General features: G+C 40.8%; 22 protein-coding genes. 13 read left to right on the forward strand and 9 right to left on the reverse strand.

All coding sequences use genetic code 11. The annotated features are described in order from the left end of the window. Positions 1 to 14: 14 nt before the first annotated feature. From CWB77_RS04495 to CWB77_RS04520, 6 genes are all read left to right on the forward strand, one after another. Positions 15 to 2105 (forward strand): chemotaxis protein CheA, encoded by a 2091-nt coding sequence (locus tag CWB77_RS04495; protein ID WP_010392398.1) that lies wholly within the window; start codon positions 15 to 17, stop codon positions 2103 to 2105. Further along, the gene (locus tag CWB77_RS04500; RefSeq protein WP_008465584.1) at positions 2087 to 2572 is read left to right on the forward strand and encodes a chemotaxis protein CheW; all 486 of its coding nucleotides are present in this window, start codon (positions 2087 to 2089) and stop codon (positions 2570 to 2572) included. Before CWB77_RS04495 ends, CWB77_RS04500 begins: the two co-directional genes overlap by 19 nt. Before the next feature lie 48 nt (positions 2573 to 2620). Continuing rightward, positions 2621 to 5320, forward strand: coding sequence for a methyl-accepting chemotaxis protein (locus tag CWB77_RS04505; protein WP_138621539.1), 2700 nt, complete (start codon positions 2621 to 2623; stop codon positions 5318 to 5320). A gap of 68 nt (positions 5321 to 5388) precedes the next feature. Further along, positions 5389 to 6219 (forward strand): CheR family methyltransferase, encoded by an 831-nt coding sequence (locus CWB77_RS04510; protein ID WP_109875772.1) that lies wholly within the window; start codon positions 5389 to 5391, stop codon positions 6217 to 6219. After that, a complete protein-coding gene (cheD, locus tag CWB77_RS04515; RefSeq protein ID WP_008112899.1) occupies positions 6203 to 6820 on the forward strand; it encodes a chemoreceptor glutamine deamidase CheD in 618 nt (205 codons plus the stop codon). Before CWB77_RS04510 ends, cheD begins: the two co-directional genes overlap by 17 nt. Positions 6821 to 6828: 8 nt before the next feature. Next, entirely contained in the window at positions 6829 to 7866 is a 1038-nt protein-coding gene (locus tag CWB77_RS04520) for a protein-glutamate methylesterase/protein-glutamine glutaminase (protein WP_138621541.1), read from the forward strand. Here CWB77_RS04520 and CWB77_RS04525 read toward each other — a convergent pair. Beyond that, a complete protein-coding gene (locus tag CWB77_RS04525; protein WP_138621543.1) occupies positions 7863 to 8888 on the reverse strand; it encodes a polysaccharide deacetylase family protein in 1026 nt (341 codons plus the stop codon). The genes CWB77_RS04520 and CWB77_RS04525 overlap by 4 nt on opposite strands. On the opposite strand from CWB77_RS04525, the gene CWB77_RS04530 reads away from it, so the two are divergent. Next, positions 8868 to 10202 carry an MATE family efflux transporter gene (locus tag CWB77_RS04530; RefSeq protein WP_248529030.1) on the forward strand — a complete coding sequence of 445 codons (1335 nt, stop codon included), beginning with the start codon at positions 8868 to 8870 and terminating at the stop codon, positions 10200 to 10202. The genes CWB77_RS04525 and CWB77_RS04530 overlap by 21 nt on opposite strands. Positions 10203 to 10220: 18 nt before the next feature. Here CWB77_RS04530 and CWB77_RS04535 read toward each other — a convergent pair whose 3' ends face one another. Continuing rightward, positions 10221 to 10490, reverse strand: a complete 270-nt coding sequence (locus CWB77_RS04535) for a hypothetical protein (RefSeq protein WP_138621545.1) — start codon at positions 10488 to 10490, stop codon at positions 10221 to 10223. A 13-nt stretch (positions 10491 to 10503) separates the two neighbouring features. Then, a complete protein-coding gene (gene nfuA / locus CWB77_RS04540) occupies positions 10504 to 11079 on the reverse strand; it encodes a Fe-S biogenesis protein NfuA (RefSeq protein ID WP_008465569.1) in 576 nt (191 codons plus the stop codon). A gap of 146 nt (positions 11080 to 11225) precedes the next feature. Between nfuA and CWB77_RS04545 the strand changes: the two genes are divergently transcribed. Beyond that, a complete protein-coding gene (locus tag CWB77_RS04545) occupies positions 11226 to 13775 on the forward strand; it encodes a M14 metallopeptidase family protein (protein ID WP_171043250.1) in 2550 nt (849 codons plus the stop codon). A gap of 6 nt (positions 13776 to 13781) precedes the next feature. Here the strand turns inward: CWB77_RS04545 and CWB77_RS04550 are convergent, their stop codons facing one another. Further along, a complete protein-coding gene (locus CWB77_RS04550; protein ID WP_010392416.1) occupies positions 13782 to 14459 on the reverse strand; it encodes a ComF family protein in 678 nt (225 codons plus the stop codon). 75 nt (positions 14460 to 14534) lie between these two features. Between CWB77_RS04550 and bioH the strand changes: the two genes are divergently transcribed. The 3 genes from bioH to CWB77_RS04565 all read left to right on the forward strand — a co-directional run bounded on the left by bioH (position 14535) and on the right by CWB77_RS04565 (position 16536). Then, positions 14535 to 15272, forward strand: coding sequence for a pimeloyl-ACP methyl ester esterase BioH (gene bioH, locus CWB77_RS04555; protein ID WP_138621547.1), 738 nt, complete (start codon positions 14535 to 14537; stop codon positions 15270 to 15272). Positions 15273 to 15363: 91 nt separating this feature from the next. Continuing rightward, complete coding sequence (locus tag CWB77_RS04560; protein WP_008112879.1) at positions 15364 to 15672, forward strand: hypothetical protein; 309 nt, start codon at positions 15364 to 15366, stop codon at positions 15670 to 15672. A gap of 6 nt (positions 15673 to 15678) precedes the next feature. Beyond that, positions 15679 to 16536, forward strand: coding sequence for a putative metalloprotease CJM1_0395 family protein (locus CWB77_RS04565; RefSeq protein ID WP_138621549.1), 858 nt, complete (start codon positions 15679 to 15681; stop codon positions 16534 to 16536). 62 nt (positions 16537 to 16598) lie between these two features. On the opposite strand, the gene CWB77_RS04570 is transcribed toward CWB77_RS04565, so the two are convergent. From CWB77_RS04570 to greB, 4 genes are all read right to left on the reverse strand, one after another. Then, the gene (locus CWB77_RS04570) at positions 16599 to 18923 is read right to left on the reverse strand and encodes a Tex family protein (RefSeq protein ID WP_138621551.1); all 2325 of its coding nucleotides are present in this window, start codon (positions 18921 to 18923) and stop codon (positions 16599 to 16601) included. Between the two features lie 156 nt (positions 18924 to 19079). After that, complete coding sequence (locus CWB77_RS04575; RefSeq protein WP_010392427.1) at positions 19080 to 19658, reverse strand: CBS domain-containing protein; 579 nt, start codon at positions 19656 to 19658, stop codon at positions 19080 to 19082. Positions 19659 to 19718: 60 nt separating this feature from the next. After that, the gene (locus tag CWB77_RS04580) at positions 19719 to 20024 is read right to left on the reverse strand and encodes a hypothetical protein (RefSeq protein ID WP_010392429.1); all 306 of its coding nucleotides are present in this window, start codon (positions 20022 to 20024) and stop codon (positions 19719 to 19721) included. A gap of 124 nt (positions 20025 to 20148) precedes the next feature. Continuing rightward, on the reverse strand, positions 20149 to 20622 hold the full coding sequence (gene greB / locus CWB77_RS04585) for a transcription elongation factor GreB (protein ID WP_010392431.1): 474 nt from the start codon (positions 20620 to 20622) through the stop codon (positions 20149 to 20151). A 183-nt stretch (positions 20623 to 20805) separates the two neighbouring features. Here greB and ompR point away from each other — a divergent pair, with 183 nt between their 5' ends. Next, entirely contained in the window at positions 20806 to 21525 is a 720-nt protein-coding gene (ompR, locus tag CWB77_RS04590; RefSeq protein ID WP_010392434.1) for an osmolarity response regulator transcription factor OmpR, read from the forward strand. Between the two features lie 5 nt (positions 21526 to 21530). Next, complete coding sequence (gene envZ / locus CWB77_RS04595) at positions 21531 to 22844, forward strand: two-component system sensor histidine kinase EnvZ (RefSeq protein WP_054202834.1); 1314 nt, start codon at positions 21531 to 21533, stop codon at positions 22842 to 22844. A gap of 60 nt (positions 22845 to 22904) precedes the next feature. Here envZ and CWB77_RS04600 read toward each other — a convergent pair whose 3' ends face one another. Beyond that, complete coding sequence (locus CWB77_RS04600; protein ID WP_138621553.1) at positions 22905 to 24947, reverse strand: glycoside hydrolase family 97 protein; 2043 nt, start codon at positions 24945 to 24947, stop codon at positions 22905 to 22907. Between the last annotated feature and the right edge of the window lie 86 nt (positions 24948 to 25033).

The raw sequence follows: 25033 nt of genomic DNA on the forward strand, positions 1-25033 counted from the left end.
CTTAGGAGTGCACTGTGAGTATTGATTTAAGCCAGTTTTTTGAAGTGTTCTTTGAAGAGAGTTTTGAAGGCCTCGATATCATGGAGACTGAATTACTCAACTTAGTGCCAGGCGAAGAAGACTTAGAAACCATTAATACTATATTTAGAGCTGCTCATTCAATAAAAGGGGGCAGTGCTACTTTTGGATTTAACTCAATTGCAAATTTTACCCATGTATTAGAAACATTATTGGATCAAATTCGTGAAGGTGAGCGCAATATAACTAGCGAGCATATTAATTTATTACTTAAATCAGTGGATTGCTTAAGGGCTTTGTTAAGTTCGCTAAAAGTACAGGAAGAACCAGATTTAGCCCAAGCAGATACTTTACGTGAGCAGTTCGAAAAATTACTAGGTATGCCAGCTGGTGAGGAGCAAGGGGAAGAAACACATCATGAGCAGGTTATAGTTAATACTTATCAGATTGATTTTAAGCCGCATTTTCATCTTTTTAAAACCGGTAATGAACCTTTGTTTATGATCAGCGAGTTAGCTGAGCTTGGTGAGCTAGAAGTACAGGCATTCACCGATGCCATACCTGACATTAAAGAATTAACCAGCGATGAGTGCTTTTTATATTGGCGGTTTTTCTTAAACACTGAGCGCGATGAGCAAGCCATTAAAGAGATTTTTGAATGGGTTGAAGATGATGCAGATATTAAAGTCGAGCTATGCGGTGGCTTATTTAATGATGCTAAAGCTGGATCAGAGGAAGTAATTAACGAACCGGCTGTTGTGGAGGAAGCTCCCAAAACTGCTGAGCAACCCAAAGCAAATAAAGCAAAGGCAGCTGCCAATGCGCCCAGCGCGAAAGCCGCGCCAGAATCTACCTCTATTCGGGTTGGTATAGATAAGGTTGATTCATTGATTAATATGGTGGGTGAGTTGGTTATTACCCAAGCAATGTTAAATCAGCTTAGCGAACAGGAAATGACAGCCACTGCGGTAACCTCGCTTCAAGAGGGATTGGCGCAACTAGCGCATAATACCCGAGACTTACAAGAAAACGTGATGCGTATTCGTATGCTGCCAATTAATTTTGTATTTAGTCGTTTTCCACGTCTGGTGCGTGATATTGCTCAAAAGCTTAATAAAGAGGTGGAGTTAAAGCTGATCGGAGAGCAAACCGAGTTAGATAAAACTGTGATGGAAAAAATATCTGATCCTATGGTGCATTTAGTAAGAAACTCACTGGATCATGGTATTGAAACTGTAGAAAAGCGTATTGCGGCAGGTAAAGATCCTGTGGGCAAAGTTACATTAAATGCTTTTCATCAGGGAGGAAATATCGTCATTGAAATCATGGACGATGGTCAAGGCCTTAACACTCAAAAGATTAAAGAAAAAGCGATTACTAACGAGCTAATTGCTGGCGATAGCGAGTTAACAGATGATGAAATTAACGAACTTATATTCATGCCAGGGTTTTCTACTGCTGATGAAGTAAGTGACTTATCTGGCCGGGGTGTGGGTATGGACGTGGTTAAACGCAATATCCAATCATTAAATGGCTCGGTAGAGGTGACATCTGCTGCCGGAATTGGTTCTACCTTTACTATTCGGCTACCGCTCACCTTAGCTATTTTAGATGGGCAATTGGTAAAAGTGGCCAAGCATACTTACATTATTCCACTGATCTCAATTGTAGAGTCATTACAAATTGATATTGCAAAAGTAAGCCGTGTTGGTAAAGACCTAGATGTACTCAGGTTACGTGATGAATACATTCCTATTCTGCGCCTATACGAGATTTTTAACCATCAAGGTGCGATTGAATCATTAGATAAGACCTTATTGGTTGTGGTGGAGAACGATAACCAAAAAGTCGGGGTGCTCGTTGACGATTTACTTTCACAGCAACAGGTGGTTATAAAAAGCTTGGAGGCTAATTACCACAAAGTGGACGGAGTCTCTGGGGCAACTATTTTAGGTGATGGTCGTGTCTCGTTAATTTTAGATATTAGCGGTTTGATTAAGCTTTCAGGATTAAAAAAACCTGGCAGCCAAGCATTGAGTATTGAGCCATCAGCGACTCTGGAGGATTCATGTTCTCTGAATCAATAGCATTAAATAGCAATATTGAGCTACAGCGCAAAGAGGGCATTAAGCAGTTTCTTACCTTTATTATGGCTGAAGAAGAATACGGAGTAGATATATTAACGGTGCAAGAAATCCGTAGCTGGGAAGACATAACCGCACTGCCAAATGCCCCTGAGTACGTAAAAGGCGTTATTAATCTACGCGGCACGATAGTACCCATTATTGATTTGAGGTTACGTTTTGGTTTACCCACAATTGCCTATGGGCCGTTAACAGTAGTGATTATTGTAAAAATAGAGTTTGAACAAGAAAGTAAAGTAATGGGTATTACGGTAGATGCAGTGGCAGATGTTTATAGTATTGCAGAGCAAGATGCTAAAGCTGTGCCGAGTTTAACCCAGACCAATGAAAGTGAATATGTAGCAGGGTTAGTCAATGTAGGCGAAAAAATGGTCGCCTTAATTGATTTGCCTGCAACCATGGATATTTAGCGGTAACAGTAACTAAATAAAGTAAATAACTTAAAGGTGGTGATAAGCATGGGATGGTTTAGTAATTCAAAACAGTCTGAATCAAGCAATGATTTGATAATGAATGCATTGCATAAATCATTAGCAATAATTGAATTTGAGCCGAATGGAAGAATCATTACTGCCAATGTTAATTTCCTGCGTGTAATGGACTACTCTCTGGCTGAAATACAAGGTCAGCACCACTCTTTATTTATTAGCTCTAGCGAAGCGAAAAGTGATGAATATCGTCAGTTTTGGCAGCGATTGAACGCGGGTGAGTTTATTTCAGATGAATTTAAGCGGTTTGGAAAAAATGGTAAAGAAGTGTGGATACAAGCCACCTACAATCCTGTTTTAGACTCTCAGGGGCAAGTGATTAAAGTGGTTAAATTTGCCACAGAGATCACAATGCAAAAATTAAAGGCAGCCGAAGCAGCTGGACAAGTTGCGGCTATAAATAAATCGCAAGCAGTAATCGAGTTTGACTTAGATGGCACAGTGATTAATGCCAACGATAACTTTTTAGCCACGTTTGGCTACCAACTTAATGAAATACAAGGTAAGCACCATCGCTTATTTGTTGCACCTGAATATGCAAATAGTACAGATTATCAAACTTTCTGGGCCAAACTTGGGCGGGGTGAATACGACCGAGGAGAGTATTTACGTTTTGATAAACAAGGCAGAGAAATTTGGATTAGTGCTTCTTATAACCCTATTTATGATATGGATGGCCGAATATTAAAAATTGTTAAATATGCCACAGATATAACTGAGCAGAAAGAGCTAGAACGAACTTCTAAAAAAACTGCCGACTTAGCCAACGCCTTAAAGGTATGCCAAGCCAATGTGATGATGGCTGATAATGACTTAAACATTATTTTTGCCAACGAACAAGTTAAGCAAATGCTAAAAGCACGCGAAAGAGATTTGCAATCGGTATTACCTAACTTTGCTGTAAGTGATTTAATCGGCACATGTGTTGATGATTTTCATCAACATCCGGCGCATCAGCGCGAGCTATTAAAAAAATTAGATGCGCCCCATAAAGCGACACTCAAATTAGCTGGTCTTATTTTTGATTTAATTGCTTCGCCATGGTTTAACGAAGAAGGAGAACGCTTGGGAACAATTGTTGAGTGGCAAGATATTACTGATGAAGTATTTAAGGCCGATGCAGAGCGTGCCAGAGCACAGGAGAACTTACGTGTTCGCCGAGCGTTAGACACTGTAGCAACAAACACTATGATTGCAGATGCATCGAATGTGATTGTTTATATGAATGACGCGGTGAAAAATATGATGAGCAATGCTCAAAATGATATACGCATTGATTTACCTAACTTTGATAGCAAAAATCTACTGAATCAAAATATTGATATATTTCATAAAAATCCAGCCCATCAGCAAAATATGTTGGCTAAGTTAACGGATACCTACAGCACTGAAATTAAAGTGGGTGGCAGAACCTTTGGCTTAGTTGCTAACCCAATTATTACGCCAGACGATGAGCGAATTGGAACTGTAGTTGAATGGGAAGACAGAACAGCAGAAGTAGCTATAGAAAAAGAGGTTGCTCAGCTGGTCAGTGCCGCAAGTAAAGGGGAGCTAAATAGCCGTTTGGTTGAGCAAGGAAAAGATGGCTTTTTCCTACGTTTAGCTCAGGGTCTTAATAGTTTAGTTAAAGTGGTTGACGATGCGGTAACTGATACTGGCAATATGCTCGATGCCATGGCTACTGGTGATTTATCTAAACGGATTGAAAAGGAATACCAAGGCTCGTTTGAAAAACTGAAAACAGATGCAAATGCAACAGCAGATAAACTAACCGAGGTTATTAATCGAATTAACTCATCAGCCACATTGGTGGCTAGTGGAGCTGAAGAAATTTCACAAGGTAATGCTGATTTAAGCCAGCGTACAGAAGAGCAGGCATCATCATTAGAAGAAACAGCTTCTAGTATGGAAGAGATGACCAGTACGGTACGTCAAAATGCTGATAATGCCAAGGTAGCTAATGACTTAGCTGAAGAAACCTGTGATAAAGCAATTCAAGGTGGTGAGGTTGTTAATAAGGCCGTAACCAGTATGTCGGCTATTAACGAATCGAGTAAAAAAATTGCTGACATTATTGGTGTTATAGACGAAATAGCATTCCAAACAAACCTATTAGCGCTCAATGCTGCTGTAGAAGCTGCAAGAGCAGGTGAGCAAGGTCGAGGTTTTGCGGTTGTTGCAGGTGAAGTGCGTAACTTAGCTCAGCGCTCAGCTGGTGCAGCTAAAGAAATTAAAGAGTTAATTAGAGATAGTGTTGGTAAAGTTGCTGATGGTAGCGCTCTTGTAAATGAATCAGGTGTGACGTTACAAGAGATTGTGGTATCGGTGAAACGTGTGACACAAATGATAGCTGATATAACTCAGGCCTCTGAAGAGCAAAGCGCAGGAATTGAGCAAGTAAATAAAGCTGTATCGCAAATGGATGAAATGACCCAGCAAAATGCGGCATTAGTTGAAGAGGCATCGGCTGCAGGTGAGTCTATGGCAGAGCAGGCTAATGAAATGCGCCGTTTACTGCACTTCTTTTCTCTAGGGCAGCAAGATATGGCGGTGGTATCGCCCACTATTCGCACCCCTGAAATAACGCATAAGCAACAAAATAGCTTCGTTAATAATAAGAGCAAAGGTGAAAACTTTGTAGACTCAGCTGAAGAGTGGGAGGAGTTTTAACCCTGTTTTAGATGGTTCACACACAGAAGTAGTGTGAATCTATCTTTATATTTATTTGAGAGTACATAATGAAAGAGTTTTTATTAACGGATAGCGATTTTAAGGAAGTGGCTCATTTAGTGTATAACGCCTGTGGTATTGTGCTTGGGGAGCATAAGCGCGAAATGGTTTACTCACGATTAGCAAGGCGAATTCGTGAGCGTAAATTAACAAACTTCTCTAGTTACCTTGATTACTTAAAAAATCATAAGGAGCAGGAGTTTGATGCATTTATTAACGCCATTACTACCAATTTAACCTCTTTTTTTCGTGAAATTCATCACTTTGAGTTTATAAAAGAGCAGTTTATTCCTGCGATGCTAAAAGCAAATAAGCATAATAAACGCGTTCGTATTTGGTCTGCAGGTTGCTCTACCGGCGAAGAGCCCTACAGTTTAGCTATGACCTTACAAGGGGCTTTTCCAAGTGATTGGGATGTGAAAATTTTAGCAACTGATCTTGATTCTAATGTACTAGCTAAAGCCCAGAGCGGTATTTATACTGCGGCAAATGTGAATGGACTGGATGATGCATTGCTCAAGCGCTGGTTTTTAACCAGCAAAGACGGGCAAAGTTATAAGGTGAAACCTAAGCTACAGCAATGTATTTCATTTAAGCGTTTAAACTTACTCCAAGATTGGCCGATGAAAGGCCCATTTGATTTGATCTTGTGTAGAAATGTAGTGATTTACTTTGATAAAGAGACAAAGGATCAGCTTTTTAACCGTTATGCCGATATTTTAAATAACCAAGGTTATTTATTTTTAGGGCATTCAGAAACCATGGGAAAAGAGCATGTCTTATTTAAAAACTTAGGGAAAACCATGTATCAGAAAGTAGCTCATGCAAACACAATTTAAGCCGGTATTAGCGGGATTTGAGCATATTAAACGCTATTGGGATGCCACGCGAGAGCGTGTGGTCGCTAAGGTATTGCCAGGTGAATTTTATGTTTCTAAAAACGATGAGCTGATCACCACAGTGCTCGGGTCGTGCATTGCTGCTTGTGTTTACGACGATAAGCTAGGTATTGGCGGGATTAATCACTTTATGCTACCCATTCAAAAAGGTGAGCGAATTGACCAAGCGCATAGTTTAAGTTGTCGTTATGGTAACTGGGCTATGGAATATTTAATTAATGAAGTGCTTAAAAATGGCGCTTCCCGGGCAAACTTAAAAGTAAAACTGTTTGGGGGAGGCAAAATAATTAGCGCAATGACAGATATTGGTATTGGCAATATCAGTTTTGCCAATGCATATATAGCAGAAGAAGCGCTAAACTTAGTGGCGCATGATATGGGCGGACCCTGGCCGCGTAAAATATTTTTTAATCCTCATAATGGAAAAGTACAGGTTAAAAAGCTAAGAAACTTACACAATAACACTATTGAAAAACGTGAAGTGCGTTACTTGCATAATCTTGAACAGCAAACCAAAGCCACGGATATAGAACTGTTTTAAGGATGGCTATGATTAGAGTATTAATAATTGATGATTCGGCACTGATCAGGCAATTACTGACAGAGATACTGCAACAGGCAAAAGATATTGTGGTAGTGGGCTGTGCACAAGACCCATACGAAGCCAGAGAGATGATCAAAAAGCATAATCCGGATGTACTAACACTGGATGTTGAAATGCCAAAAATGGACGGCATTAGCTTTTTAAAAAACTTAATGCGCTTACGCCCTATGCCCGTAGTAATGATTTCCACTCTTACTCAAAAAGGCTCACCTATAACCCTAGAAGCGCTTGAACTAGGGGCGGTTGATTTTATTGCAAAACCAACGGTCAACGTTAAACAACAGATGAGTCAATATGCTGATATTGTTCAGCAAAAAGTCAGGGTAGCGGCTAGTGCACGGGTTCGAGGCTACAAAAAAACTAGTACTGTAGCAGAGCCTATACCCACCAATGCCGAATTTTTAATAAATAAAGTGATTGCAATCGGTGCATCAACAGGGGGAACCGAGGCGATAAAAGAAGTGCTTATACGTATGCCCAAAAATTGCCCTCCTATTGTAATAACGCAGCATATCCCTCCCGTATTTAGCACCTCATTTGCAGAGCGGATGCAGCGTACTTGTACTATTAACGTAAAGGAAGCTCAGCAAGGCGATAAACTGGTAGCAGGTTGCGCTTATATAGCTCCGGGTGGACTTCATTTACGAATTAGTAAACAAGGTAGTGCTTTGCATTGTCAGCTTGATGATGGAGAGACGGTTAATAGGCATAAACCCGCGGTGGATGTTTTATTTAACTCATTACTTGAAATAGGTGCAAAGCATATTGTTGCCACACTATTAACCGGTATGGGAAGTGATGGTGCAAAAGGATTGCTCGCATTAAAGCAACAAGGTGCATACACACTTGCGCAAGATGAGTATTCGTCTGTGGTATGGGGTATGCCCAAAGCTGCTATTGATATGGGGGCAGCAAATGAAGTCGTACCGCTGGAGAAAATGACCCAGCGGTTATTAAATCAAGTAATAAAAAGTAAAACTTAGTTGATCACCCAAGGCTGTGAAAACCAATAATAACTGCCGGTTTGTTTTATTGATGGAGCCGTGCAGTTAAAGCGAGAGCGGCCTTTATTAAGCTGTTTTGGCGATGTTACCTCAACTGTATTATCGTCTAACCAATTTAAATTAGCTTGACCAACGCTTGACACATAACAGGCAAATTGACTCTTATGAAAGTCATTTGTCTCAAGTTTTATTGTGAGTGACGGTGGATTTTGTGAAGTGACACTATCTTTATAGGTTAGCTTATTAATGGTAAAGGCAGTTGAATTTATCTTGGTAATTAACGTCTCTAGCTTGCTATAAAAACCTGAAGCTGGGAAGCGCGGTAAGCGACTAAAGTTAGAGTGTTGATTAACGGCTCCTGAGTGCTGGCCAATACCAATAAAGCCTAGTTCTGTAACGAGTGCTTGCAGTTGGTTGTTAAACTCTCCGTATGGGTAGGCAAGATATTTATAATCGTGACCTATTTCCTCTTTAATACGTTGTTGTGAACTAAGAATGTCTTTTTTAGTGCGTTCGCGCCATTGGCTAGGCGTTTCATTCTCGCGCTTTTTATGTAGGTAGTTATGCTCGGCACTATGATTAGTAATGAGCGCTCCTTTTTTGGCAAGCTCCCTGAGCTTATCCCACCCCATAACATAACCCGCTTGTTCATCAATGAGTTTTGGGTTTACGAAAATAGTGTACGGGTAGCCAAACTTCTCAAGAATAGGAGCTGCTTGATCGTAATTATTGTTGTAACCATCATCAAAGGTAATCGCGATTGTTTTGTGCTCTAAAGCCTTACCTTGTTGTAATGTACTAATCAGCTCATTTAATGGAATAACGTTAAAGTTATGCTCTTTTAAATAATTTAAGTGTTTTGTAAAAGTGTTGGCACTCACGCTGGTGACAGCGGGAAGGGTTTCACTGACGTGATGATACTGTAGAATAACAGCTGCTTGCGCGCGTAAAGAACCACAAATCAGGAATAATAATACTAAATGAAACAATTTCTTATACATAATAAAGCACACCATAAAAGCTTGTTGTTGTTAGCCGGTCCGATGATATTATCAAATATTACCGTCCCGTTGTTAGGAATTGTTGATACGGCAGTGATCGGTCATTTGGGGAGTGCGCATTATTTAGCGGGAATAGCCTTAGGCTCTACTGTGATCTCCATTTTATTTTGGCTTGCTGGTTTTTTGAGAATGAGTACCACTGGGCTGGTGGCTCAGGCTTATGGTAAAAATGATTTAACTCAGCTTGCAGCCTTACTTAAACGCAGTTTATTGTTAGCCACTTCGGTTGCCTTACTCCTTATTTTACTGTCACCCCTTATAAAACATGCTATTGCGTATTTATCAGCTGCCAATAGCGATGTGCTCAATGAAGCCTATCGGTATTTTAGTATTCGTATTTATAGCGCCCCTGCAGCGCTATGCAACTTAGTTTTACTAGGCTGGATGTTGGGCGTGCACTATGGGCGAGGGCCATTTTATTTACTGTTAGTCACTAACATTACTAATATTGTACTCGATATTTATTTTGTAGTGTACCTTGATTGGGCGGTTGCTGGGGCTGCGTGGGCATCACTTATTGCTGACTATATCGCGCTTGCATTTGCTTTATTGTTGGTGGTTCAACTTGCTAAAAAGCATGGTATAAGTTTGGCTGTAGCAAATTGGTTAAGTGTGGAGAAAATGGCAGCACTACTGAGCTTAAACCGCGATATTTTTATTCGCTCTTTAGTGCTGCAGTTATGCTTTAGCTTTATGACCTTTTATGCTGCTCGCCTAGGTGAAACCACACTGGCCGCCAATGCCGTCTTACTCAACTTTTTAATGTTAGTTAGCTTTGCACTTGATGGAATTGCCTATGCAAGTGAGGCCAAAGTGGGTCAAGCTAAAGGTCAACAAAGTGTTGAAAAGATAAGGCTATGGGTAAAAATCAGTGTATTTTGGGGCATGTTATTTGGCATTTTATATAGTGTGTTTTTTATAGTATTTGGCAGTAGTATTATTAAGCTATTAACGAATGTACCAGAGGTTATTGACGAGGCCATTCACTACTTACCTTGGGTAATTGCATTGCCTATTTTAGCTATGAGCTGTTTTTTGTTCGATGGTATTTTTGTTGGCCTGACCCGCGCTAAAGCGATGCGAAATAGTATGTTGCTTTCAGCAGTTGTAGGCTTTTTTGGGGTGTTTTGGCTATTTCAGGATTGGCAAAATAATGGGTTATGGTTAGCTATGAGTTGTTTTATGCTTATGCGAGGCGTTACGCTTATCGTTAAATATCAACAATTAAAAGCTAACAATCAATTACTTAAATAAGCGAATTGATATAAACCGTTACTTCCAAAGGTCGGGGTCGTTATTTTTGGAAGGGATATTTTTTAATACTTGAGAAAAGCGGTTAGCAAAAATACCCGCATAGCCCCAAAAAGCAAAAAATAAAGCGGGGGCTAAAATAACCAAGCCGATAACTTGCAAACTGTAATGGCTGTAATAGCCCACAGCGATAAATATCACGGCTAGCACAAACAGTGCTAGCCCGCGAAAAAAGCGCTTTAAACTCAACTTAGGGTCGCTCCCTAAGCAGTAAATAAGTGGCTTTAGCATAATGAATTAATGCTTAGTAGTAAGAATGCTCGCCTGCTTCATGATCGGTAATGTCAGACACACCGGTGATTTCATCAAACTTAGCAATCATTTCTTTTTCAATGCCTTCTTTTAGTGTGACATCGATCATAGAACACCCATTACAACCACCACCAAACTGAAGTACAGCAACACCAGCTGCAGTGATCTCTACCAAGCTAACTTGGCCGCCATGGTTGGCAAGTTGTGGGTTTACTTCAGTTTCTAGCATGTGCTGCACACGCTCATTCAAGCTGGCATCTTCACCTAGTTTACGTGCTTTAGCATTAGGTGCTTTAAGAGTTAACTGTGTGCCCATTTTGTCGGTAACAAAATCAATTTCAGCTTCGGCTAAAAAAGGCGCGCTTTCAGCATCAACAACCGCATCAAAGCCGTTAAAATTTAGGCGAATATCGCTCTCTTCTACCGCGTCTTCTGGACAATAAGAAACACCACATTCAGCTTGTGATGTACCAGGGTTAACAACAAACACACGAATATTCGTTTGTTGAGATTGATCTGCTAATAGCTTAGCAAAATGCGCTTGCGCTGTTTCGGAAATAGAAATCATAATACCGTCTATACTTGACTAAATTACTCGGATACTGCATATCATACTCCGCTCATCGTGTTGCGGCTAGTGTTGAGCGTAAAAAGTTGGCATCTATTTTAAGCAATGGTAGCGTGCAATTAACAAACATTTTTAGAGTGATTTATATGCGCTTCATATTAACAATAATGGTGGTGCTGGCCAGTTTTTCAAGTATGGCAAAGCCCCTGTCTTATTATTTTGCGCAACAGGTTGAATTCGATTCTACCATACCAACACCACAAGAGGTGCTGGGTTATCAAGTGGGTGAGTGGCATGTGAGACATGACCAACTTGTTCGCTACATGGAAATTTTAGCTCAAAAAAGCGATCGAATTAATTTTGAAGTAATAGGTCGTACTCATGAGCAGCGCCCGTTAGTTATGCTAACGATTACTGCGGCTAACAAATTAAAAAATATAGAAAAAACTCGCCAAGCGCACTTAGCTCGCCTAAATAATTCAAACAATAAAACAGCGGAGCAGCCAAGTGTTGTATGGATGGGTTACAGTGTTCATGGGAATGAATCATCAGGTAGTAATGCAGCTTTACTAGTCGCTTATTATTTAGCGGCAGCGCAAGGGGATGAAATAAATGAGCTACTTAACAACACGGTTATTTTACTCGACCCGTCGCTTAACCCAGACGGCTTAGCACGTTTCGCAAATTGGGCTAATAGTAATCGTGGAATGAACTTATCGTCAGATCCGCAAACCCGAGAGCATGTAGAGAGCTGGCCAAGCAGTCGAACAAACCATTATTGGTTTGATTTAAACCGTGATTGGTTGCTGTTACAGCACCCAGAGTCGCGCGCAAGGATTGCTAAGTTTCATTATTGGAAGCCTAATATTTTAACTGACTTTCATGAAATGGGGCCAAATAGTAGCTACTTTTTTCAACCGGGTATCCCAAGTCGTAAACACCCAATTACCCCTGAAGAAAATGTAAGTCTAACTAAAGCGATTGCAAATTATCACGCTAAAACATTAGATGAAAACAACGCGTTATACTTCACCGAAGAAAGCTTTGATGACTTTTATTATGGTAAAGGCTCTACCTACCCCGATGTAAATGGTGGTGTGGGTATTTTATTTGAACAAGCAAGTTCTCGTGGCCATATTCAAGAAACGATCAATGGCCCGCTAACTTTTGCGTTTACGATTAAAAACCAACTGTTAACGAGCTTATCAACGTTTAAAGCGGCGATTGATAACCGCCAAGCTTTGCTAGAGTACCAAGCTAACTTTTATAACAAAGCAGTTGAGCTTGCCAAAGATGAAGACTATCAGGGCTATATTGTTCAAGCAGATGAAGATCATACCCGTACTAACGATTTTTTAAGCATACTTAAACAACATCAAATTAATGCCTACTCAGTGAAAGAAGGGCTAAAAGCTGAAGGTAAAAACTTTACCGCTAATAGTTATTTTGTGCCGCTTGCGCAACCACAATATCGATTAGTTAAAGCTATTTTTAGTGAGCAACAAAACTTTGCCGATAACACCTTTTACGATGTGTCGGGTTGGACATTAGCGCATGCGTTTAATTTACCATTTGCTAAAGTAAACAGCCGCTGGGGATTAGAGGTAGAAAAAACAGCTTGGCAAAAACCAAAGCAGCCAGAGTTAGCGTCACTGACTAAAAATTACGCCTATGGATTTGCATGGAATGACATGCAAGCTCCCAAAATGCTCAATAGTCTGTTACAGCAAGGCATTAAAGCTCGTGTTGCATTAAAACCATTAACAGCAGTATCAACCAATGCAGAAGTAAACTTTGACGCAGGTAGCATTATTATTCCAGCAGGACTTCAAACTGACACCAACTGGGTGACAAAGTTAAACCAAGCACAAAGCCAGTTTGGGATTGAAGTTAAACCAATTACTACCGGTTTAACTAGTAAAGGTGCTGATTTAGGGTCTCGCTCTATGGCTATGGTTTCTGCACCTAAGGTGTTATTGGTTGGTGGTAAAGGCGTGAGCCAATATGAAGCGGGTGAAGTGTGGTACTACCTAGACCGTTTTGTGGGTGTAGCGCCAACCATTGTTGAAATGGAGCGTTTAGCGTCTTTAGAGCTCAGTAATTACAGCAATATTGTGTTGCCACATGGTAATTATTCTACTTTATCTGATTCCGATAAAGTTGCTATAAAAAGCTGGGTAAGGAAAGGTGGTGTTATTTGGGGGCACAAAGGCGGAGCTAAGTTTTTAGCCGATCAACAGCTATTAAAAGCAAGCTACTTATCGCGTAGAGATGTGGCTAGTGCATTTGATACTCAAGGTTTAAAGTATGCAGACAAAGACCACCTAGCAGGTCGTCAGCGAATTGCAGGTGCGATATTTAATACCAAGGTAGATACAACTCACCCACTAATGTTTTCATTTAAGCGTGACACACTACCCGTATTTAAAAATAGTACTTGGCTACTTGAAGCCTCACAAGCACCATTTGTAAATATACTTACCTATACACAGCAGCCGCTACTTGCTGGTTTTACTGATGCAATAAATGTAGAGCAAGTGGCTGGTGGGGCAGCGTTAATGGCACACTCTTATGGTCGAGGTAGTGTTATTGCGATGACAGATAACCCTGTATTTAGAGGGTACTGGTATGGTACCAGCCGATTATTAAGTAATGCTTTATTTTTTGGTCACACCTTTCGCGTGAGTGGAAACTAACACGCCCTAAAGTGGCGTTAAGCACGTGGTAAATGCCCATACGTGTTTAGCGCCGGCTTCTTTTAACGATAAGGTGGCTGCATTAAGAGTTGCTCCTGTAGTCATAATATCATCGATAATTACTACCGTTTTTCCCTCTAAATTAATTTTGCATGAAAAAGCCTGCTGTAAATTTTTAACTCTTTTAGCTTTGCTTAATTGTGATTGTGCCGAGGTGTGTTTATGGCGAAGCAACGCATTATTTAATACTTTATTTGACCCTAAACAGGGCTGCCATACTTGGGTGACTTGATTAAACCCACGCGTTAAAAAGCGCGCTTTATGTAAAGGTAAAATTATAAATGCATCAACAGCGGCAGGGTGTTTAGTCATAAAAACCCTAAGTTGTTTTTTTATGACTTGCTGTAGTGCTTTTTTATAATGGATTTGATTATTAAATTTAAGCTGCTTTAACCATAAATCAAAAGGGGGCTGGTAAAAAGCACAGGCAAACAGCTTTTCAAAGTTGCAGTTAGGAAACATTTCTACAATATCAGGGCGGTAAAATAAATTGTCATGCTCGGCCAAATCTAGCAATGGCAAGTCATCTAAACAAAATTGACACAGTCCCATTGAGCTATGAATCTGACTTTGACATAACACACAGTAAGAGGGGAATAGCCAATCACTTAGGCTGAGTTTCATTCGCTGATGATCCTCATTACAAACTCCTTTTAAAGCGCTATCATAGAACTCAAGTTTGGTTAAGGTTAGGCAAATATGCAAAATGAATGTGTGTTGTTACATGGTTGGGGAATGAGCCAAGGTGTGTGGCAGTTAATAAAACCAGAATTAGAGTTTTTATATTCAGGTAAAGTGCGCTGTTTGGATTTACCCGGTTATGGTGATAATAACGCCTCTTTAAGCCCATATACATTACACGATGCTGCAAAGCAGGTGAGTGAGCAGTTAAAGCCACAGTCGGTACTAATAGGGTGGTCTTTAGGTGGGTTGTTTGCTATTTATATTGCCAAACATTGGCCAGAAAAAGTATCAAAAGTCATTTTAGTTGCCTCAACGCCCTTTTTTGCAGAGCAATTACCATGGGCCGGCATTAAGCCGAAAGTATTAACACAGTTCAAAGAGCAGTTGTTGCAAGAGCGTTCAAAAACGATAGAGCGCTTTTTAGCAATTCAGGCAATGGGCAGTGAGTCGGCTCGCGATGATGTAAAACAGTTAAAGCAGTTATTGAGTCAGTCACCGCCTCCGAATAACGAGGCTTTAAGTGCTGGGCTAGACATATTGCAAAATGAAGATTTACGCGAATTATTTGCTCAATGCCCAGTGACTATTCGCGGCATTTTTGGACGCTTAGACTCTCTCGTTCCTTATCGGGCCATTGAGAAAATGGTGGTACTTAATGCTGACTTTGAGTACGAAGTGATAGACAAAGCATCACATGCGCCTTTTATTTCTCATAAAAGTGAATTTTTATCTGCCGTTAAATCAATGCTTTGAAGCAAAGCCATGATTACTGCGGTTTAAAGCTTTATTTTGCGTGATTTTTGAGCGATAATTAAACAATATTTATTTGCTGGAGGTTATTATTATGCCAATAGGATCTGTATTCAATAGTGGTGTTGAAGGGTTTAATAGAGCCAGCCAAGGAATTGAAAAAGCCAGCGCTGAGATTAATCGTGCCAGCATAGAGCAGCAAGACGACTCTCAACTAGCGCAGCAACGTCAATTAACGGCCGCTCGCCCTGAAGAAGCAGTCACCGCGCCAGTATCTCAACCTGCACGAATTGATGATGCGTTAGTAAACTTAAAAGTTGAAGAGTTTAATGCTAAGGCAAATACGCAATCTATCCAAACTGCAGATGATGTATTAGGCACTTTAGTTGATATTAAAGTGTAATTTCTCATGAATATCGTCACGCCGTTTCCGTCTATTAATATAAACACCGCAAATGTTTATACGGAGACTGCTCGGCGTGACAACCAGCTACGTGAAGTCATTCCCCCAGCCGCTGCGAACACCGCTGGTAGCACCGAAAACAAAGCTCAAAGTGATGCAGAAAAAGCCAAACTGCCAGGAAATAGCGACAGCTCAACCTACAATGCGAGTGGCAAAATTGCAGACGATAAAACGATTGCGCAACGCGAAGGCAATGCAGATAGCGATCAAGATAATGCCGAGCAAGAAAAACAACAAGCTGCAGAAGAAGTTAGTGAGCAAGAAGAACTGCAACTTGAGCAAGATTTACAGCAAATTAAAGAACTTAAAGCGCGCGACACTGAAGTACGAACACATGAGCAAGCGCATGCCGCTGTGGGTGGACAATATGCGGGCTCTCCTAGCTACGAATATCAAAGAGGGCCCGATGGTACTAACTATGCGGTAGGTGGTGAAGTACCGATAGATGTTGGGGTTATCAATGGCGACCCTCAAGCAACTATTGATAAAATGCAAACGGTACGTGCTGCAGCACTCGCGCCGGCTGAGCCTTCAGGTGCCGATAGGGCAATTGCGGCAGATGCCACTCAAAAGATAGCCGCAGCACAAGCTGAGTTAGCTTCAGCTGATGACGAAGATAGCAGCGAAGATAAAAGCAGAGTCAGTGCGTCGTTTTCTAACAGTGAAAGTTCAGAAGTTAAAACTGCTAAAAGCGAAGAGCAATCGCGTGATGTTGAAGTAGAAGCGCGTGCTGGGCGCATTGCTAGTTTTTATCAACTGGCCACATCACCTGCGACTCAAAGTCAATTCTCAGCACAAATTTAAACTAAACCTTATATTTAATAGCCATAAAAAAACCGCCTAAGCGGTTTTTTTATGGGGTCATTTTACTTTTTCACTTTCGCATTGGCAAAGGCATCAGCAAACGCATTTCCCATCATGGCATTGCCTGTGTCGCGCTTAGGTTTGGGCGCTCGCGATTGGTTTGCATTGTTGCCACGTGGCTTTTGCACCGCCGCAGGGGCAGCTTTATTGCTAGTGTCTATCTCGTCATCTAGGCGCATGGTAAAGCTAATACGTTTACGTGCAGCGTCAACTTCAACCACTTTCACTTTAACAATGTCACCAGCTTTAACTACTTCTCGTGGGTCTGAAATAAACTTATTAGTAATAGCCGAAATATGCACTAGTCCATCTTGATGTACGCCAACATCCACAAATGCGCCAAAATTAGCTACGTTCGATACCACGCCTTCTAAAATCATTCCTGGTTTTAAATCACTAATTTTTTCAACGCCTGCTTTAAACTCAGCAGTTTTAAATTCAGGGCGCGGATCGCGACCCGGCTTATCAAGTTCGCTAATAATATCGGTCACGGTAGGCAGACCAAATTTATCGTCAATATAGTCATTTGCAGCGAGCTTATTTAAAAACTCTTTGTTACCAATGAGGCTATTTACGTCTACCTGATTGTGCTCACAAATACGCTTAACGATAGGGTATGCTTCAGGGTGAACTGATGAGTTGTCTAGTGGAACGCTGCCATTATTAATGCGTAAAAAGCCGGCTGCTTGTTCAAATGCTTTTGGCCCTAAGCGCTCTACTTTTTTCAACTGACTACGTTTTGTAAATGACCCATTTGTATCACGGTAGCTTACAATATTTTGCGCTAAGGTTTTGTTTAAACCAGAAACACGTGCAAGCAAAGGTACAGAGGCCATATTTAAATCAACACCCACACTGTTTACACAGTCTTCTACCACTGAGATTAGGCTTTGTCCTAGTTGGCTTTGTGATACATCATGTTGATATTGGCCTACACCAATAGACTTAGGCTCTATTTTAACCAGCTCAGCCAATGGATCTTGAAGGCGACGTGCAATAGACACGGCACCGCGTAAAGATACATCTAAATCTGGAAATTCATTAGCAGCAAACTCAGAAGCAGAGTAAACCGAAGCGCCGGCCTCACTGACCATGATTTTATTTAGTTTAAGCTCGGTATTGGCTTTGATAAGTTCGCCAACTAGTTTATCTGATTCGCGAGAAGCGGTACCGTTACCAATCGCAATGAGCTCAATTTTATGCTGGCGACATAATTGCTCGAGCGTGCGTAATGATTTATCCCAATGATTTTGTGGTGCGTGTGGGAAAATCGTTTGGGTAGCAAGCAGTTTACCTGTGCTATCAACCACGGCAATTTTACAACCAGTACGTAAACCAGGATCTAAGCCTAACGTAGTACGAGGGCCAGCAGGGGCTGCCATTAATAAGTCTTTTAAGTTTTTAGCAAATACATCAATGGCACCGGTTTCGGCTTTTTCACGCATTGCGGCTAAAAATTCATTTTCTAAATGTAATCCAAGCTTAATTTTCCACGCCCATTGCACTACAGTTAATAACCAAGCGCTGGCAGGTTTGTTTTTAATATCTAGGCGGTAATGATCGCTGATCATTTGTGCACACAATTGCGCTGGGTTTTCAGCGCTCGGCTCAGGATTAATAGTTAACTGTAAAATACCTTCATTACGTGCTCTTAGCATGGCTAATGCACGATGCGAGGGGACTTTTTTTAATGGTTCTTGATGTTCAAAGTAGTCTCGGTATTTAGCCCCCGCTTGTTCTTGACCATCAATAAGTTTGCTTTCAATCGCTCCATTTTGACTAATATGACTTCTAAATTTAGCGAGTAATTTAGCGTCTTCAGCAAAGCGCTCCATCAAAATAAACTTAGCACCATCAAGCGCTGCTTTAGTATCGACAATCGCTTTTTCGGCATTAATAAATTTTGCAGCCTCAGCGTCTGGGTCAAGCATTGGATCGTTAAATAATGCATCAGCTAGCGGTTTTAAACCAGCTTCAATAGCTATTTGACCTTTAGTGCGGCGCTTTGCTTTATAAGGCAAATATAAGTCTTCTAGTTCGGTTTTACTTTGTGCAGCTTTAATATCAGCCGCTAATTCAGCACTAAGCTTATTTTGTGATTCTATCGTCGACAGGATAAAACCACGACGCTCTTCAAGTTCACGTAAATAAGATAAACGTTGTTCTAGAAGGCGTAGTTGGGTGTCATCTAATCCACCGGTCACTTCTTTTCTGTAACGGGCAATAAAGGGGACGGTTGCGCCTTCATCAAGTAACTTTGTTGCTGCAACCACTTGTTGCTGCTGTGCATTTAGCTCCGTTGCTAAACGTGCAGAGATATCGCTCATGCAAAAACCTTTTAATACAAAAAATAAGACCAGCTAAAAAGTTAACTGATGCGTCAATGTCTTGAATAATATCACAGGGGAGGGTAATAAAAAGCTCTTAAAGCAAGCTATTTTACTTGCTTTAAGATGCCATTGCTGGGGCAATAAAAAGCGGATTTAGTGAGGGTGCTCTACACTTTCGAGTACTTCACTAAATGTGTGCGCTATTGGGCTAATATGAACAGGAATTTGCAGCTTACGTGCTATATCGCGTGCTGAAATTAAACCACTTATTTCATTATTAGCCGCAGTAACTAATATAAACATAGCACCATGATGTTCCATAGTTTGCAGTGCATCACCGATACATGAGTAGCTTAAGCTTTTCATACTTACACCCATTAAGTTACTCAGCGGTGTCATTAAATAGCGTAAGCTAATTTCACTACGAGGCAAGCCTAAACGCTGCGATAAAATCATGATTTTTGAGCTTTGTAAATCTGCACTTGCGACAATACCAATTAGCTTTTGATGCTCATCAGTTACTAAAATAAAATCAGAAGGCTGAGTATTTAGTTGTTTTGATGCTTGTTCAATGGTTGTATCAAACGCTGCGCGCATAGGACTTGTTTGAGTAAAGCTAGTTACTATACGTGTTGCTGGAGAGGTTAAATCAATCACAGCCTCATTAGTAAAAGTATCAGCAATAGTACCATGAGAAATATCTTGGGTACGGAGTTCTTTAAAGTTAGACATAATATCCACCTAAATAAATAGTTATACAAATTTAATAATGTTTAAAAGCAAGTTATTAAATTAAATAACGGGTGGCGCTCGCGGGTTTGCATGACTGTAGGCAGTGGCTAAAAATCGACTTTCATAATGAAAGAAAAACGCTAAAGGAAGTGGTTGGATTTCTCTAAGCGCAATAACACCAACATGAGAATCTAAATCGGTGTCGAGGTTTGCTTGGTCAGGGGAGTCACAAACAATAAATTCAGCTGGAGCAAAACCAGCATCAAGTTTGTTATTTTTAGGTGCGCCATGTAATGTCAAACTCACACTCATAAAGAGTGCAAACACGAGAGCATTTTGTAATATGCGCGCTGTTATGTTTGACATAATGGTGACCTTAATTAACTACTCTCAAGTTAATACAACATTACTTGAGTAACTTTAGTTATAGCTTACTCAGATAATATAAACAATAAAAAGTTAATATGATCTGAATCAAAACTAAGCGCTGTCATTTTTGATAGGTAATGTTATTTACGTACCACTGCTTAGCACCTTGCGGAGTCATGACCTCAAAATCATCGTCTACTTGTTTTTTTAATAGCGCTCGAGCCATTGGTGAATCGATAGAAATATAGTCGTTGCGATCATAAATTTCATCGGGGCCGACAATTCTAAAATTTTTACACTCACCGGCCTCGTTTTCTATTTCTACCCACGCTCCAAAAAAAACTTTGCCGTCTTGTACGGGTGAGTAGTCAACAATTTTTAAATCGGGGATGCGTTTTCGTAAATAGCGAACACGACGGTCAATTTGACGTAGTAAACGTTTGTTGTACTGATAGTCTGCGTTTTCAGAGCGATCACCTAGGCTAGCAGCCCAACTCACAATTTTAGTCACTTCTGGACGTTTTTCATTCCAAAGATGATCATGTTCTTGCTGCAATTGTAAATAACCTTCGCGAGTAATTAAGTTTGTTTTCACGCTGAGTTCTTGTTTAATCTTCATGAGTGGCAAGGTATTAAAATAAAGGCAGCTTGTCGAGATAAAATAGCTATCAATGAATTTGAAATGTTCAGTAACAATCTAAGCACTTAATTAGTTTTTTATTATTAAGTTTTTCATTTATATTAACGATTAATAAATTATAAAAATAAGCAACAGATTATGGGACAAGAGACAGTAAAAGTATTGGTGGTTGATGACGATAAACGTTTGCGTAGTTTGCTGGAACGTTATTTGGTAGAGCAAGGGTTTATTGTGAGAACAGCTGCTGATTCAGAGCAAATGGATAGACTAATTGAGCGTGAAAACTTTCATCTAATGGTGCTTGATTTAATGCTGCCCGGCGAAGATGGGCTTTCTATTTGCAGACGTTTACGCCAAAAAGAAAACCAAATTCCTATTGTTATGCTGACCGCCAAAGGCGATGAAGTAGACCGCATTATTGGCCTAGAACTCGGCGCTGACGATTATATTCCGAAACCGTTTAATCCTCGCGAGCTATTAGCGCGCATAAAAGCCATTTTACGTCGCCAATCAAAAGAAGTACCAGGGGCGCCTTCAGCTGAGGAGAACTTAATTGCGTTTGGTAAATTTACCCTAAATTTAGCCACCCGCGAAATGAGTGAAGGCGATAACACGGTGTCACTCACCAGTGGTGAATTTGCGGTGTTAAAAGCGTTAGTGTCTCATCCGCGTGAGCCATTAAGTCGTGATAAATTAATGAACTTAGCTAGAGGGCGAGACTACAGTGCGCTTGAGCGCAGTATTGATGTTCAAGTATCACGTCTTCGTAGAATGATCGAAGTCGATGCCGCTAACCCACGCTATATTCAAACGGTATGGGGTTTAGGTTATGTATTTGTTCCTGACGGTGAAAAGTAATCATTATGGGAATGTTTCCGCGTAGTGCGTTTGGACAAACCGTATTTTTGGTTGCCGCTTTGCTGCTTATTAACCAAATAGTTTCCTACGTCACGGTAAGTTTATATGTAGTTAAACCCACCATTGAACAAGTTAATTTAATGCTGGCTAAGCAAATTAAAACCGTGTTTATTGATTGGGAAGATGGCGTTGAAGTCACCGATGAAGTCTCTGAGAAGTTTTTTGAAATAACCGGCATTGAAGTAATGACTCAGCGTGAAGCTATGCGTAATGGTTTAGGCCAAAGTCGTGAGTATTCTGGGCTATCGCGTAGTATGTCTGAGCAATTAAATGGCTTTTCTCGGGTGCGCATTAGTCAAACTGATCCGCTTATTTATTGGGTAGAAGCCCCGCAGGCGCCGGGTTATTGGGTCAAAGTGCCGCTCACCGGATTTAAAGAAAGTAACCTTGAGTTTTTAACCTTTTATCTTTCTAGTATCGGCTTTTTAAGTGTACTAGGAGGTTGGTTATTTGCCAGGCATTTGAACCGACCACTAAAAGCATTACAACAAGCTGCGATAAAAGTAGGGGTAGGCGACTTTAGTACCAAGTTACAAGAGCAAGGGTCGAGTGAGGTTATTGAGGTAACGCGCGCCTTTAATCAAATGTCGCGAGGTATTGCTGCCCTTGAAAACGACCGTCGATTACTTATGGCCGGTGTTTCTCATGATTTACGCACACCGCTTACGCGTATTCGTTTAGCCACAGAAATGATGGTTGATGAAGATGATTATTTACGTGAAGGCATTATTTACGATATTGAAGATATGAATGGCATTATCGATCAATTTATCGAATATTTGCGCCATCATAAACGTGAAGAACAAACCTGCGAAGATATTAATGCGCTCCTTGGTGAAGTCGTACAAAGTGAGCTTAAGCATCAACGTGCGATCACGTTTAAACCGAATCCTAATATTGGAAAAATTCCCATAAGTAGTGTCGCGATTAAGCGAGTAGTGACCAATATGATAGAAAATGCACTACGCTACTCAGAGGGTGATATTGAAGTACTCAGTTATTTTAATTCCAATAAAAAATATGTGGTTATTGCGGTCAACGATAGTGGTCCGGGTATTCCTGAAAGCGAGTTGGAGTCTGTGTTTGAGCCGTTTAAACAAGGTGATGCAGCTCGCGGTAGTGAAGGTAGCGGCCTAGGCCTTGCAATTATTAAGCGTATTATCGATATGCATGGCGGCAAGGTGGTGCTCTCTAATCGCCCTGAAGGTGGTTTAAGTGCGCAAATATACCTACCAATAAAGGTTACTAATCCAAGCTAATAACGCTATCTGCATGGTTGCAGATAGCGTTAATTTATTATCTAGAGTTCAGATTAACTACTAGAGGGCTTTAAAACGAATGGCTGTACCGCCACTGGTGGCCAATTTTAATGTTAGCTTATCGCTTGCGGTAACAGTGCGTTTTTCAATGCTTAAATCATAAGGATTGTTCTTCCATTCAGCGTTTTTACCGTCTTGGTAGATTTGCGCTTCAAACTGTTTATCTTTATCTAAAAAGTCGAGTTTAATCTCAATGGTGCGGGCATTTTCGTCGGTAACTGCACCTAAGTACCAATCGTTACCTGAATAGTTATCGCGCTTGCGCTCTTTGCGTGCAAATACAATAAAGTCGCCTACTTCGCCATCAAGCGCAATACTTTGCTGCCAATCGGTCGGTACGTCTTGAATGAACTGAAAAGCATCGGGTTTAGCTAAATAATTCCGTGGTAAATCGGCCGCCATTTGAATTGGGCTGTACATTACTACATACAATGCTAATTGCTTTGCTAGTGTTGTTTGTGGGCGATTTGTGTCGTCCCCTAAGCCATTAAAGCTCATATCAAAAATACCAGGGGTAAAGTCCATTGGTCCTGCCAGCATACGCGTAAAGGCAAGCATGGGAATGTGTTCTGGTGGATTGGGTGGTGTGCCCCATGCGTTAAACTCTTGACCACGCGCACCTTCACGGGCAATCCAGTTAGGGTAAGTGCGGCGCAGACCCGTGTCTTTTATTGGTTCATGTGTGTTGATGCTTAGCTTGTATTTAGCGGCAAGTTTAATGTTATGTAAGTATTCATTTACCATAAATTGGCCGTCATGCCATTCAAAGCGGGCAATGCCGTTTTCATCTATGCGTTTTATATTGCCACCATCGGCCACATAACCAGTTTTTATTTGGCTTACATTTGATTTTTCATAAAGCGCAAAAGCATCTTCCATTTGGTCGCGATAATTACTAACATTGCCAGAGGTTTCATGATGACCAATTAACTGCACCCCTTTCTCTTTACCGTACTGTGTAAGCGCTGCAATATCGAAATCGTCATAAGGCTGAGTAAAGCTAAATACATCGCCATTATAAAACCAGTCGCCATCCCAACCTGTGTTCCAACCTTCAACTAATACGCCGTCAAAGCCATACTCAGCGGCAAAGTCCATATAGTATTTAGTATTTTTTGTGGTGGCACCGTGTTTTTCTCCACTGCCCCAAGTGGTTTCATTGATGTGCATTCCCCACCAAATACCTATATATTTACCTGGTTTAACCCACGACACATCACCGAGTTTATTTGGCTCATTCAGGTTTAAAATAATATCTGAATTAACTAAGTCTATCGCTCGCTCACCTATTTGAATGGTGCGCCAAGGAGTATTGAATGCGCCGCGCTTCTTAACCGCAATGCCATCAGACCACGGTGTTAAATCGGCACTAAACGTACCTGGGCGACGCTGGTTAAGCACCATCCCTGCATAATCTACCAGAGCTGCTTCATGAATGCTGACATGTACACCGTTACCATTTTTAAAGGTAAAAGGGGTATGAGCGAGTGCAGCATCTTGCAAGTTTGTGGTGTTATAGACATATTCATAACGGTTCCAACCGCGAGCCGGTATCCACCATGCGGTGGCTTTATCTTTTGAGGCAATCGCAAATTCGGTCAGTTCTTTAGTAATTTCAGTTTTTTCAAAACCGACTTGTTTAGGGACTTCATAGCGAAACCCTACACCGCTATCAAAGGCTTTAAATCGTACAGTGTATGTGCCAGCGTGGGGCGCAGGTTTATTGAAGGTAACGGCAATTTCATTGTGCTTATCAACAACGGTTTGACGCTCTCCCCAAGGTTGCTGCCATTGGCTATCGGTTTGTGAACGAGTTACTTCACTAATAACAAAGCCGTCATCAAATGGTGCTTGGCTTTTAAACCTAAAACCTAAGCGGGACTGCTCAATAACAGGCTTACCATTAAAGCTAATAGAGTAATGAGGGGATGATGATTGATCAGAAATGGTAATTTTAATTTTTTGATCAGGTGATCTCAGCGTGGCTTCTTTTGCAAAAGCACTGCTTGCAAGTAAAGCAACTAGTAGTAAAGGTAATCTCATTGTGTGTCCTTGATGTCAAACCGTAGGTTATGAGCATAAAGTGATGAACACACTATTACGAGATAGCTGCATACGTATTCAATTAA

It is taken from the genome of Pseudoalteromonas sp. S1610, from assembly GCF_005887465.1.
Taxonomy (GTDB): Bacteria; Pseudomonadota; Gammaproteobacteria; order Enterobacterales; family Alteromonadaceae; genus Pseudoalteromonas; species Pseudoalteromonas undina.

Coding starts and splice junctions, on each gene's coding strand:
- CWB77_RS04500 (WP_008465584.1), top strand. CDS start 2,087: ATGTTCTCTGAATCAATAGCATTAAATAGCAATATTGAGCTACAGCGC.
- CWB77_RS04505 (WP_138621539.1), top strand. CDS start 2,621: ATGGGATGGTTTAGTAATTCAAAACAGTCTGAATCAAGCAATGATTTG.
- CWB77_RS04510 (WP_109875772.1), top strand. CDS start 5,389: ATGAAAGAGTTTTTATTAACGGATAGCGATTTTAAGGAAGTGGCTCAT.
- cheD (WP_008112899.1), top strand. CDS start 6,203: ATGCAAACACAATTTAAGCCGGTATTAGCGGGATTTGAGCATATTAAA.
- CWB77_RS04520 (WP_138621541.1), top strand. CDS start 6,829: ATGATTAGAGTATTAATAATTGATGATTCGGCACTGATCAGGCAATTA.
- CWB77_RS04530 (WP_248529030.1), top strand. CDS start 8,868: ATGAAACAATTTCTTATACATAATAAAGCACACCATAAAAGCTTGTTG.
- CWB77_RS04525 (WP_138621543.1), bottom strand. CDS start 8,888: ATGTATAAGAAATTGTTTCATTTAGTATTATTATTCCTGATTTGTGGT.
- CWB77_RS04535 (WP_138621545.1), bottom strand. CDS start 10,490: ATGCTAAAGCCACTTATTTACTGCTTAGGGAGCGACCCTAAGTTGAGT.
- nfuA (WP_008465569.1), bottom strand. CDS start 11,079: ATGATTTCTATTTCCGAAACAGCGCAAGCGCATTTTGCTAAGCTATTA.
- CWB77_RS04545 (WP_171043250.1), top strand. CDS start 11,226: ATGCGCTTCATATTAACAATAATGGTGGTGCTGGCCAGTTTTTCAAGT.
- CWB77_RS04550 (WP_010392416.1), bottom strand. CDS start 14,459: ATGAAACTCAGCCTAAGTGATTGGCTATTCCCCTCTTACTGTGTGTTA.
- bioH (WP_138621547.1), top strand. CDS start 14,535: ATGCAAAATGAATGTGTGTTGTTACATGGTTGGGGAATGAGCCAAGGT.
- CWB77_RS04560 (WP_008112879.1), top strand. CDS start 15,364: ATGCCAATAGGATCTGTATTCAATAGTGGTGTTGAAGGGTTTAATAGA.
- CWB77_RS04565 (WP_138621549.1), top strand. CDS start 15,679: ATGAATATCGTCACGCCGTTTCCGTCTATTAATATAAACACCGCAAAT.
- CWB77_RS04570 (WP_138621551.1), bottom strand. CDS start 18,923: ATGAGCGATATCTCTGCACGTTTAGCAACGGAGCTAAATGCACAGCAG.
- CWB77_RS04575 (WP_010392427.1), bottom strand. CDS start 19,658: ATGTCTAACTTTAAAGAACTCCGTACCCAAGATATTTCTCATGGTACT.
- CWB77_RS04580 (WP_010392429.1), bottom strand. CDS start 20,024: ATGTCAAACATAACAGCGCGCATATTACAAAATGCTCTCGTGTTTGCA.
- ompR (WP_010392434.1), top strand. CDS start 20,806: ATGGGACAAGAGACAGTAAAAGTATTGGTGGTTGATGACGATAAACGT.
- envZ (WP_054202834.1), top strand. CDS start 21,531: ATGGGAATGTTTCCGCGTAGTGCGTTTGGACAAACCGTATTTTTGGTT.
- CWB77_RS04600 (WP_138621553.1), bottom strand. CDS start 24,947: ATGAGATTACCTTTACTACTAGTTGCTTTACTTGCAAGCAGTGCTTTT.